The organism is Roseomonas sp. TAS13, assembly GCF_001950415.1.
Lineage (GTDB): Bacteria > Pseudomonadota > Alphaproteobacteria > Acetobacterales > Acetobacteraceae > Roseomonas > Roseomonas mucosa.
In genome coordinates this window covers 1-11,372 of record NZ_BDLP01000132.1, presented here as the reverse complement: position 1 = coordinate 11,372, position 11,372 = coordinate 1, and the positions used below count along the sequence as shown (strand labels likewise).

Genomic DNA, 11,372 nt, shown 5'->3' with positions numbered 1-11,372 from the left:
CCCCGCAGGGGGCGAGCGGGAGGACAAGCCGGAGGAGGCCAGCCTCTCGGTCAGCGCCGCGGAGCGGCTGGGCCAGCTCGATTTCGAGGCGATGAGCGCCGAGGAGATCGCCGCCGCCAAGCGGGAGATCCGCCGCCTCGCCCTGCCGCTCGCCGCGCGTCCGACCCGGCGCTTCCGGCCCGACCCGCACGGGCCGCGCAGCGACCTGCGCGCCACGGTGCGGGCCAGCCTGCGCCGGGGCGGCGAGATCCTGGCCATCGAGCGCCGCCGGAGGATGGAGCGGCCGCCGCCGCTGGTGGCGATCTGCGACATCTCCGGCTCCATGGCGCGTTATGCCCAGGTGCTGGTGCATTTCCTCCATGCGGTGACCAATGATCGCGACCGGGTCCATACCTTCCTCTTCGGCACGCGGCTGACCAATGTGACGCGGCAGCTTCGCCACCGTGATCCGGAGGTCGCCTTCCAGATGGTCGGCCGCACCGCGCCGGACTGGTCCGGCGGTACGCGGATCGGCGAGGCGCTGGAGCATTTCAACCGCGACTGGGCCCGGCGCGTACTGGGCCAGGGCGCCGTGGTGCTGCTGATCACCGATGGGCTCGACCGCGTCGGCGGCGAAGGGCTGGGCGAGGCGGCGGAACGGCTGGCGCATTCCTGCCGGCGGCTGATCTGGCTGAATCCGCTGTTGCGCTATGCCGGGTTCCAACCCAGGTCCCAGGGCATCCGGGCGCTGTTGCCGCATGTCCACGAGCATCGCCCGGTGCATAATCTCGACAGCCTGCGCGCGCTGGTGGAGGCGCTGTCCGCCCAGGGTGGCTCCTCGGGCGGCCCACCCCGCGATGCCGCGCCCCGTAAGGCCAGGCCAAGGAGGCCCGCATGAGCGATACCCCCGTGATGGGTGAGGACATCCTGGCCGCCGCCGAGGCCTGGCGGCGGGAGGGCGAGGAGGTGGCCCTGGCCACGGTGGTGGAGACCTGGGGCTCCTCACCCCGGCCGCCCGGCTCCCGCCTCGCGGTCAGCGGCTCCGGCCGCCTCGCCGGTTCCGTGTCCGGCGGCTGCATCGAGGGCGCGGTGGCCGAGGTGGCGCAGGCGGTGATGCGCGACGGCGTGCCCCAGCTGCTGGATTTCGGCATTTCCGACGAGCGCGCCTGGGAGGTCGGCCTCGCCTGCGGCGGCAAGCTCAAGGTCTTCGTGGAACGCCTCGGGGAGCAACGCGGGTGAGGACGGACATCTTCGCGCGGCTGCGCGCCGCCCAGGCGGAGAAACGCCCGGTCGCCCTGCTGACCCGCCTGCCGGACGGGGCGCAGCGCCTCTGGGGCGCCGGCGAGGACACGGAGGACATCGCGCCCGGACTGGCCGAGGCCGCCCGCGCCGCGCTGGCCGGGGATGCGGCGCGCATGGCCGAGGTGGCGGGGGAGAGCTGGTTCGTCCATCCGCACAACCCGCCGCTGCGGCTGATCCTGGTGGGCGCGGTGCATATCGCCCAGGCGCTGGTGCCGATGGCGGTGGCCGCGGGCTTCGCCGTGGCGGTGGTGGACCCGCGCCGTGCCTTCGCCACGGAGGAGCGCTTCGCGAAGGGGGCCGCGCTGATCCATGAATGGCCGGACGACGCCATGGCCCTGCTGGGCCCGGACGCGCGCAGCGCCGTGGTGACGCTGACCCATGACCCGAAATTCGACGACGCCGCGCTGGACGCGGCCCTGCGCAGCGAGGCCTTCTACATCGGTGCGCTGGGCAGCCGCCGCACCCATGCGAAGCGCCTCGCCCGCCTCGCCGAGCTGGGCCATGGCGAGGCCGCGGCGGCCCGCATCCATGCGCCGGTCGGGCTGAACATCGGCGCAGTCACCGCGCCGGAGATCGCGGTCTCCATCCTGGCCGAGATCGTGGCGGTGCGCCGAGGCGCCACGCTCGGGCAAAGGACGTGATCTTCGGCCTCACCCCGCTGGAGGACGCGGCCGGCGCCATTCTGGCGCATACCCACCGCCTGCCGGGGCGCGTGCTGAAGAAGGGCACGGTGCTGGACCATGCCGCGCTCGAAGCCCTGGCGGCGGCCGGGGAGAGCGCGGTCATCGCCGCGCGGCTGGAGCCGGGCGACGTGCCGGAGGACGAGGCGGCGGGCCGGCTGGCCGAGGCGCTGCTGCGGCCCGGCCTCACCCGTTCCCGCGCCGCGACCGGGCGCGTGAACCTTTTTGCCGCCGGGCCGGGCCTGCTGGCGCTGGACGTGGCGCTGATCGACCGGCTGAACGCGCTGGACGAGAGCCTGACGCTCGCCACCCAGCCAACCTATGCCCCGCTTTCGGCGCGGGAGATGGCGGCCACCATCAAGGTCATCCCCTTCGCCGTGCCGGGCGCGGTGCTGGCCGAGGCCGAGGCGCTGGCCCGGGCCGGCCATGCCCTGTCCTTCCACCCCTATCGCCCGCTGCGCGCGGGGCTGGTGATGAGCCATCTGCCGGGGATGAAGCCCGGCATCCTGGACAACACGCTGGAGGCCACGCGGGCGCGGATCGCGGCGGTGGGCGGCGAGCTCCTGCCCGCCGAGCGCGTGCCGCATGACGAGGCCGCCATCGCCGGGGCCCTGCGCCGCCTGCGCGCGGCGGGGGCGGAGCTGCTGATGGTGATCGGCGCCTCGGCCGTGGTGGACCGGCGCGATATCGGCCCGGCCGCCATCACCCGGGCGGGCGGCGAGATCGCGCATTTCGGCATGCCGGTGGACCCGGGGAACCTGCTTTGCCTGGGCAGCCTGGATGGGCTTCCGGCCCTGGTCCTGCCCGGCTGTGCCCGCAGCCCGGCGCTGAACGGCTTCGACTGGGTGCTCCAGCGCCTCGCCGCCGGCATCCCGGTGACCGGGCGCGACATCCAGCGGCTGGGAGCGGGCGGGCTGCTGATGGAGATCGAGACCCGACCTCTGCCCCGCGCCGCCGCCGGACGGGCCGAGCCGCTGCCGCGCCCCGGGCACCGTCCCGTGGCCGCGCTGGTGCTCGCCGCCGGCCTGTCGCGGCGCATGGGGCCGGTGAACAAGCTGCTGGCCGGGGATGCCGCCGGGCGGCCCATGATCGCCCGCACCGTGGACCATGTCCTGGCCAGCCGGGCCGAGCCGGTGATCGTGGTGACGGGCCATGAGCGCGAGCGCGTGGAGGCCGCCCTGGCCGGGCGCCCGGTCCGCTTCGTGCACGCGCCCGATCATGCCGAGGGGCTTTCCGCCTCGCTCCGTGCCGGGCTGGGGGCGGTTCCGGAGGAATGCGAGGGCGTCCTGGTCTGCCTCGGCGACATGCCGCTGGTCGGACCCGGCACGTTGGACCGCATCCTGGATGGCTTCGACCCGGCGGCGGGCCGGAGCGTGGTGCAACCCGTCCATGAGGGACAGCCGGGCAATCCGGTCCTCTGGGGCCGGGAGTTCTTTGCCGAGATCGGTGCCCTGTGCGGCGACCGCGGGGCGCGCGGGCTGCTGGCCCGCCATGCCGCCCGGCTGGCCGCCGTCCCGGTCACGGAGGATTCCGTGCTGCGCGACTTCGACACGCCGGAGGCCCTGGCCCGGCTGGATGCCCCGGCCTGAGACGGGTGGCGGAATGCCGTGGTCCCTGGGCACGGGAGAGCTTGGACGGACGGCGCGGGGTCGGAAGCGTCCGCCTTTCCGCTTTCGCGGGACAGGGTAGGCTGCCAGATGGGTTTCTTTAACGTTTTAGGATTTTAGACTTTTATCCGTCCGGACGGGAGCCGCTCCAGCTCTTCCCCGTTGCGGGTGATGCCGCGGCGGCAGGTGCGTGCGGCACCCTGCCATCCCTGGTGTCGGGAACCGGTTCGAGACCACTGCGACGATGGGCCGCTGGAGATCGCCACCTGTGACGTGCCGGTGGGAGCTGCGGATCATGCGGCGGCGTGGTGGTGCGTTGATTTTATTCCTATGGCATGGGAATGGGCGGAGAGCAAGGGCAGTTTCCGGAACCGCGCCTTGGCATGGGATGCCGCCCCGGAAGGGTCATCCCCTTCCGGGGCCGCTGTTCAGCCCGTCACCGCATTCGCGCCCGGCTTCAGCCGCACACCCGGACGGATGTGTCGGAAGGGCAGGGTCGAGGGGTCGGCCACCACCGGTCCCGGCGCCACGGCCACCAGCACGCGCCCGGCGATAGGCTGGAAATCCGCGCGGAAATGCACGCTGGATTTCAGTGCCAGGATGCGCTCCGCCGCCGGGTCCACGCCGAAATGCCGGATCAACGCCTGGTCCAGCGCCTGCATCTTGCGGCTGGTGACGATCACCTTCACCCCGCCCACAGCCAGCAGGGCCGAGGGGCCGAGATCGACCCGGTTGCCCTTCGCCATCGGCCCGGTGCAGGTGAAGCGGCCGTCCGACAGGCGAGTCACCAGCCCGGTCACCTCCGCCGGGGCGCCATCGGTTTTGCCGCCGAGGGCGAGGGTGACGGCGGCCCCCTCGCCCGCCGCATGCAGCGCCGCGGCGCTTCCGGCATCGTTGATCAGCGCGACGGTGGCATCCTGTGCATCCTGGCGCACCAGTTCCCGCAGCAGCCCGGTCGTGTCGCCATGGCCGCCGCCGCCGGGATTGTCCTGCGTGTCGGCGATCACCACGGGGCCGTTGATCTCCCGCGACAGGCGGATGGCGGTGGCGACGGCCTCGGCGGCGTCGAGCAGGTCGGGCACGAAATCCGCCTCCCGCCGGGCGAGATCGGCGAGGAAGCCCTCGGCGGCGGTGTCGGCGGTCTCCTGGCTCTCGGCATAGGCGGCAACGGCCATGCCGCAATCGGCGAAATCGGCATAGGGGAAGCCGAAGCAGAAGCCGAGCTCCACCACGCCCGGCACCGCCGCCTCCAGCCGTGCCCGTTCCGCCATGACATCGGCCATGGGCGAGACCAGCGTGCATTGCCCGGTGATCGGGGTCCAGTACTCCGCCTGCCGGAAGCTCTTCGCGAAGGGCGCGCCGCGCTCGATGCGGCGGAGCAGCAGCTCCACCGTCCGGGCGCCGCATTCCGCGCCGTCCACATGCGGATAGGTGCGGTAGGGCACGAGGATGTCGCTGTGCGCCACCATGGCGGCGGTCAGGTTGGCGTGGGGGTCCAGGCTGGCGCCGATCGGGATGTCGCCAGCGACGGCGCGGAAGCGGCGCAGCAGCTCGCCCTCCGCATCGCCGAAGCCCTCGGCCACCATGGCGCCGTGCAGCTCCAGGTAGATCGCGTCCAGCGGCCCCTGCGCCATGGCGTCCTGCAGGTCGTGCAGCAGCAGCGCCGCCATGCGCTCGAAGGCCTCGGGCGTGAGGGGGCCGGAAGGGCCGGTGGTGGCCCAGCTCAGCGGCGCCACCGCGATGCCCCGGGCCTCGGCGGCGCGGATGGCTCCGGCGGCCGGGAAGCTGGTCGGGCGGATCACCTCCAGCATCGTGGCCGGGCGCTGCAGCGGCGGCGCCCCGCCGGGGGCCAGGAAATCCGCCCAGGTCGCCGGGCGCGGGGCGAAGGAATGGCTTTCGTGCTGGAAGCCGCCGATGGCGATACGCATGGTCCTCAGCCCCTCGAAACGCCGGCCGTGGCCAGCACCGCATCGGCCAGCACGCTGGCCCCGGCCTCGGCCCATTCCGGCGTGATGCTCTCTTCCTCGTTGTGGCTGATGCCGCCATGGCAGGGCACCCAGACGAAGCCGGTCGGCACCTTCTGCGCCACATAGACCGCGTCGTGCCCGATGCCGGTCGCCATGTCCCTGTGGCGGTAGCCGCGCCGCCGGGCGGCCTCGCGCAGCCGCTCCGCCAGTTCCGGCGCGAAGGGCGTGTGCGGCGAGTACCAGAAGTCCTCGACCTCGACCTCGACGCCGCGCCGTGCCGCCACCTCGGCGCCCCGGGCCTTCAGCGCATCGGCCATGCCCTTCAGCGCCTCCGGGTCGCCATGGCGCATGTCCACGCTGAACCAGGTCTCGGAGGGCACGACGTTGCGCGAGGAAGGCGTGACCTTCACCACGCCCACCGTGCCGCGCCCGTCGCCCCCGGCGGCCAGGGCGATCTCCTCCACCGCCTGCATCAGGATGGCGGCCGCGACGAGGGAGTCGCGCCGCCCCTGCATCTGCCCGCCGCCATGCGAGTCGGCGCCGCGCACCGTCACCTCCAGCCAGTGCTGCGCCAGGGCATGGGTCACGATGGCCATGTCCATCCCTTCCCGCTCCAGCACCGGCCCCTGCTCGATATGCAGCTCGAAATAGGCGCCGAGCTTCCGGAGGTCGGCGGGATCGGCCTCGCCCTTCCAGCCGATGGCCTCCAGCGCGTCGCCGAAGCGGGCGCCCCCGGCATCGCGCTTGTCGAGGATCTCCTGCTCCGTGAAGATCCCCATGGCCGCGCCGCTGCCCATCATCGGCGGGGAAAAGCGGGCGCCTTCCTCGTTGGTCCAGTTGACCAGCACGACCGGCGCCTCGGTCTCGATGCCGGCCTCGTCGAGCGCCCGCATCACCTCAAGGCCCGCCAGCACGCCCAGCACGCCGTCGAACTTGCCGCCGGTGGGCTGGGTGTCGAGATGCGAGCCCATGGCCACGGCGGGCCGCGACGGGTCCCGCCCTTCCCGCCGCAGCACCATGTTGCCCAGCCGGTCGGTGGTGACGGTGAGGCCGATCGCCTCGCCCCAGCGGGCCAGGAGCTTCCGCCCCTCGCCATCCTCGGCGGTCAGGGTCTGGCGGTTGCAGCCGCCCTTCGCCGTGCCGCCGATCCGCGCCATCTCCATCAGCGAGTCCCAGAGCCGCGTGCCGGAGACGGGAAGGTTGCTGCTGGCGCTCATGCATGGGCTCCTGGCGCGAGGGGTTCGACGCCGCACCACTCGGCCATGGTCAGCGCGATGGTGCGGGTGATGTCGTGCATGCTGGCGAGGCCGACGCTCTCGTCGATGCCGTGGATGTCCTGCGCGTCGGGCCCGAAGACCGCCGTGGGCGTGTCCTGGTAGAGGGTGAAGAACCGCCCGTCGGTCAGCCCGGAGGCGGCGTAGTGGCGCAGTTCCTCGCCCGCCGAATCCGCGTAGTGGTGCTTGGCCAAGCGCACGATCTCGCTGTCCATGTCGAAGACGCAGCCCTCGGCGTGGAAGCCCTTGAACTCCAGCTTCACCTGCGTGCCGCGCAGCCGCGTGTCGGCGGCGAGCTTCGCCACCAGCGCCTCGATATCCGCCTTCGCCTGCGCCGCCGGATAGCCGACCATGACGCCGACCCGCAGCCCGACGCGCGCCCGCGTCGGCACGGAGGAGTTCCACTCCCCGCCCTCGAAGCTGCCCAGGTTGACGTTCACCGGATGGTTCACGCCGTGGAAGGAGGCATGGACCCGCTCGGCGCGGTTCATCTCCGCCTCGTAGTCCTTGAAGCCGGCGGCGATGATCCCGGCGGCCTCGATGGCGTTCACCCCGGCATGCATCTCCCGCACATGGGTCGGGCGGCCGGTGACGGTGACCCAGGCCCAGATCACGCCGACCTCGGCGGAATAGACGGCGGCGAAGCCGGGGCCCGGCTCCGGGATGATCACCGCATCCGTGCGCGGCAGGGCGAGCATGGCGGCGAGCGCGCCGTTGCCGGTGCATTCCTCCTCGATCACCGCCTGCATCTGCACCTCGGCGGCGGGCTGCACGCCGGCCCGGCGCAGCGCCTCGAAGGCGGTGAGATAGGAGACGATCCCGGCCTTCATGTCGCCGGCGCCGCGCCCGTACATCCGCCCGTTCCGCACGTCCGGCTCATAGGGGGGCGTGACCCACAGGTCAGCGGCGCCTTCCGGCACCACGTCCACATGGCCCTGCAAGGCCAGGCTGCGGCCACGCTTCCCGCGGGGCGTGAAGACCGCCACGACATTGTCGCGGCCGTCATAAGGGATCAGCGGCGGCGAGAATCCTGGATGGTCCTTCAGGGCCGCCGGATCGGTCGGCACGCGGCGCGGGGCAAGGCCCAGCGCCTCGAAGTTGCGCGCCATCTCGTCGAGGGCGCCCTGCTCCTGGCCCAGCGTGGAGGAGCAGCGCACGAGGCGCGCCAGACGCTCCACGGAATCCGCCTCCAGCGAAGCCACGGCGTCCAGGATCGCGCGGCGGAGGCCGGGGTCGAGCGTCACGGCTGGTGCCCCTGTCCATCGAGAAGGGATGCGGCGGTGCCGCCGACCAGGGACTGGGCCATCTTGCCTCCGGTGAATGCCGGGGGCGGAGGCTAGACCCGAAGCCATGGCGCCGGAAACACCGCGCAGCGCCGTTTTTCGGGCAACAAACAAGAGGATAGGGCCGGAAGCGCGGCAAATGCCGTGGACGGTGCCCAAGTGCTCGGCAACCGGTTCGGGAGGAGGATTTCGGGGTGTTCGGGAATGGTCGGAGCGGCGGGATTCGAACCCACGACCCCCAGTCCCCCAGACTGATGCGCTACCAGGCTGCGCTACGCTCCGTGCGGAGGCCGTCTAGCATCGGCGCACCGCCCCGCCAAGCCCCCTGCCCCAAATGCTTCGCGGCGGCGGCGGAAAAGTGGTGGCCGGTCAGAATTCCCGGCTGTTGCCGCGGGTGATGAAGCGGATGCGGGCGGCGATGGATTCCAGCTCCTCCAGGCATTCGGCCAGGAGGTCCTCGCGCCCGATCGGCGTTTCCGGCGCGGGCGGGTTCGCCGTGGACTCGGCGCCGCTGTCGCGCAGCAGGCGCTGCACGCCCTTGATCGTATAGCCCTGGGTGTAGAGCAGGTCGCCGATCCGCTTCAGCAGGGCGATGTCGTCCGGCCGGTAGTAGCGGCGGCCGCCGCCGCGCTTGAGCGGGCGCACCTGCGGGAACTTGCTTTCCCAGAAGCGCAGCACGTGCTGCGGGATATGCAGGTCCTCCGCGACTTCGCTGATGGTGCGGAAGGCCGTGGGCGCCTTGCGCGGGCGGAGCGGGGTGTCTTCCATCACCTCAGAGGGCATCAATAATCATCCTGGGAATCGGCCTCCCCGTCCGTGGGCGGGGCGTCGCCATTGATGCGTGCCTTGAGCACCTGGCTCGCCCGGAAGGACAGGACGCGGCGGGGCGAGATCGGCACCTCGATCCCGGTCTTCGGGTTGCGCCCGACGCGCTGGGCCTTCTGGCGCACCGTGAAGGTGCCGAAGGCGGAAAGCTTCACCGGATGGCCCGCCGCGAGGCTGGCCGAGATCCGTTCCAGGACATCCTCCAGGAGCGCGGCGCTCTCGTTCCGGGACAGTCCCACCTGCGCGTAGATCGCGTCTGCGAGATGCGCGCGCGTGACGGTCTGCATGCCCATCCATACCCCGGGTTGCCCATGGAAATGGAGTGAAAACCGCCCCTTGGGCGAGCGTCAACCACGAACGGGGATTCGGCACAACACTGCGGCACGGAAGCCACAGAAATGCCCGCGTCACGCAGAAGCGTGTGTGCGCCTTGCCTCGGCAAGAGGCGGCTGGCGTGAAAGGAGGGCGCAGCGCCCCGTCCTGGCAGGGGGCGGCGACGGAGTCCGGTGCGGAAAGGCAGGCCGCGCAGGCGGGTCAGTAGCGCGCCAGCGCCGCGCCCCAGGTCAGGCCGCCACCGATGGCCTCCATCAGCACCAGGTCGCCGCGCGCGATGCGGCCATCGCGCGTGGCCTCGGCCAGGGCCAGCGGGATCGAGGCGGCGGAGGTGTTGGCGTGGCGGTCCACGGTCACCACCACCCGCTCCCGCGGCAGGCCGAGCTTCTTGCCCATGGCCTCGATGATGCGGAGATTGGCCTGGTGCGGCACCAGCCACTGCACGGCGGAACGGTCCAGCCCATTCGCCGCCAGGGCCTCGTCCACCACGGCGGCGAGCTTGGAGACGGCGTGGCGGAAGACCTCCCGCCCCGCCATGCGGAGCAGGCCGGGGCCGCCGGTGCTGCCGGCGCCGCCCTCGACATGCAGGATGTCGGCGAAGCGCCCGTCCGCATGCAGGTGCCAGGAGAGCAGGCCGCGATCCCCGTCCTCCGAGGCGCGCAGCACCGCCGCCCCGGCGCCGTCGCCGAACAGCACGCAGGTGCCGCGGTCGGACCAGTCCACGATGCGGGAATAGACCTCCGTGCCGATCACCAACACGGTGCGCGCCTGCCCACCCCGCATCAGGGATTCCGCCATGCCCAGGGCATAGACGAAGCCGGTGCAGGCGGCGGACAGGTCGAAGGCGATGCCGGACGGGGCGCCGATCGCCGCCTGGACCAGCGCCGCCGTGGAAGGAAAGGCGCTGTCCGGGGTCGAGGTGGCGACGATCACCGCATCCACCTCGGCAGCCGGGATGCCCGCCTGCTCCAGCGCCCGCAGGGCCGCCGCCGCGCCCATGGAGGAGGCCGTCTCCCCTTCCGCGGCGATATGCCGCCGGCGGATTCCGGTACGTTCGCGGATCCATTCATCCGAGGTGTCGAGCCCATAGGCCTGGGCCAGTTCCTCGTTGCTGAGGGCACGTTCGGGCAGGTAGCCGCCGGTCCCGGCGATGATGGCGCGCATGGGCGGTCGATTCTTCAGCGGAGGGCGGTGGAGGAGAGGCCCGGGGTTTCGTGGCCGGGCGTGTCGCGACCCGGTTCTTGCTTGGACGCACCGTCAGGCGGGACGGCGGGGGACCCGTCTTCCGGCGCGGCCGCCGCGGGGCCCCGCCGCAGCAGGGCGGCACCCTCGCGGATGCGTTCGTTGAAGCCGTGGCTCACCATGTCCAGCGCCACGTCCACGGCATGGGCGAAGCCCAGCGCGTCGGTGCCGCCATGGCTCTTCACCACCACGCCGTTGAGCCCGACCAACACCGCGCCGTTATAGCGGCGGGGGTCCATGTATTCGCGCAGCCGGTCCAGCGCCGGCCGCGCCAGCAGGTAGCCGATCCGCGCCAGGATGGTCGAGGTGAAGACCTGCTTCAGCAGCCCGCCCATCAGCTTCATGGCGCCCTCGCCCGTCTTCAGGGCGATGTTGCCGGTGAAGCCGTCCGTCACCACCACGTCGGTCGTGCCGGCGGTGATGTCGTGGCCCTCGACGAAGCCGCGGAAATTGGGGCCGAGATGGCTGTCGCGCAGGATCTCGGCGGCCTGGCGGACGCGCTCGTCGCCCTTCAGCTCCTCCGACCCCACGTTCAGCAGCCCGATGGTCGGCGCCGGCAGGCCCAGCACGGCGCGGGCGAAGGCATCGCCCATGACCGCGAACTCGGCCAGGTTGCGCGCGTCGTACTGGACGTTGGCGCCCAGGTCGAGCAGCACCACGTCGCCGCGTGCCGAGGGGCCGATCGCCGCCAGGGCGGGACGGTCGATGTCCGGCAGGGTCTTCAGCACGATCTTGGCCAGCGCCATCAGCGCGCCGGTGTTGCCGGCGGAGACGACGCCCGCCGCCTCGCCGACCGCCACCGCGTCGATCGCCATGCGCATGGAGGAGCCCCGCACACGCAGCGCGGCGGTCGGCTTCATGTCGCCCGGGATGGCCTCGG

General features: G+C 72.4%; 10 protein-coding genes, 1 tRNA gene and 1 pseudogene. 4 read left to right on the top strand and 8 right to left on the bottom strand.

Annotated features, from left to right (window positions below):
- The 4 genes from ROTAS13_RS12060 to ROTAS13_RS12045 form a co-directional block, all read left to right on the top strand.
- The coding region (locus tag ROTAS13_RS12060; RefSeq protein WP_075822467.1) for a VWA domain-containing protein at positions 1–877 on the top strand (877 nt) is incomplete at its 5' end.
- Positions 874–1,218, top strand: coding sequence for an XdhC family protein (locus tag ROTAS13_RS12055; protein ID WP_019459797.1), 345 nt, complete (start codon positions 874–876; stop codon positions 1,216–1,218). The genes ROTAS13_RS12060 and ROTAS13_RS12055, both read left to right, overlap by 4 nt.
- Positions 1,215–1,922, top strand: a complete 708-nt coding sequence (locus ROTAS13_RS12050) for an XdhC family protein (protein ID WP_019459796.1) — start codon at positions 1,215–1,217, stop codon at positions 1,920–1,922. Before ROTAS13_RS12055 ends, ROTAS13_RS12050 begins: the two co-directional genes overlap by 4 nt.
- A complete protein-coding gene (locus ROTAS13_RS12045; protein ID WP_075822466.1) occupies positions 1,919–3,550 on the top strand; it encodes an NTP transferase domain-containing protein in 1,632 nt (543 codons plus the stop codon). The genes ROTAS13_RS12050 and ROTAS13_RS12045 overlap by 4 nt, the downstream gene beginning before the upstream one ends.
- 446 nt (positions 3,551–3,996) lie before the next feature.
- On the opposite strand, the gene ROTAS13_RS12040 is transcribed toward ROTAS13_RS12045, so the two are convergent.
- The 8 genes and pseudogenes from ROTAS13_RS12040 to plsX all read right to left on the bottom strand — a co-directional run.
- Positions 3,997–5,496 (bottom strand): M81 family metallopeptidase, encoded by a 1,500-nt coding sequence (locus ROTAS13_RS12040; protein WP_075822465.1) that lies wholly within the window; start codon positions 5,494–5,496, stop codon positions 3,997–3,999.
- Positions 5,497–5,501: 5 nt separating this feature from the next.
- A complete protein-coding gene (locus ROTAS13_RS12035; protein ID WP_027297169.1) occupies positions 5,502–6,752 on the bottom strand; it encodes a Zn-dependent hydrolase in 1,251 nt (416 codons plus the stop codon).
- Entirely contained in the window at positions 6,749–8,053 is a 1,305-nt protein-coding gene (locus ROTAS13_RS12030; protein WP_075822464.1) for an ArgE/DapE family deacylase, read from the bottom strand. Before ROTAS13_RS12030 ends, ROTAS13_RS12035 begins: the two co-directional genes overlap by 4 nt.
- A gap of 244 nt (positions 8,054–8,297) precedes the next feature.
- Positions 8,298–8,374 (bottom strand) — tRNA-Pro (locus tag ROTAS13_RS12025).
- Between the two features lie 192 nt (positions 8,375–8,566).
- Positions 8,567–8,875: pseudogene (locus tag ROTAS13_RS12020) on the bottom strand (MerR family transcriptional regulator); the annotation flags it as partial.
- Positions 8,875–9,204 carry an integration host factor subunit alpha gene (locus ROTAS13_RS12015; protein WP_019460256.1) on the bottom strand — a complete coding sequence of 110 codons (330 nt, stop codon included), beginning with the start codon at positions 9,202–9,204 and terminating at the stop codon, positions 8,875–8,877. The pseudogene ROTAS13_RS12020 and the gene ROTAS13_RS12015, both read right to left, overlap by 1 nt.
- A 247-nt stretch (positions 9,205–9,451) precedes the next feature.
- Positions 9,452–10,414 (bottom strand): beta-ketoacyl-ACP synthase III, encoded by a 963-nt coding sequence (locus tag ROTAS13_RS12010; RefSeq protein ID WP_019460257.1) that lies wholly within the window; start codon positions 10,412–10,414, stop codon positions 9,452–9,454.
- Between the two features lie 14 nt (positions 10,415–10,428).
- On the bottom strand, positions 10,429–11,372 hold a 944-nt coding region (gene plsX, locus ROTAS13_RS12005), incomplete at its 5' end, for a phosphate acyltransferase PlsX (RefSeq protein WP_075822462.1).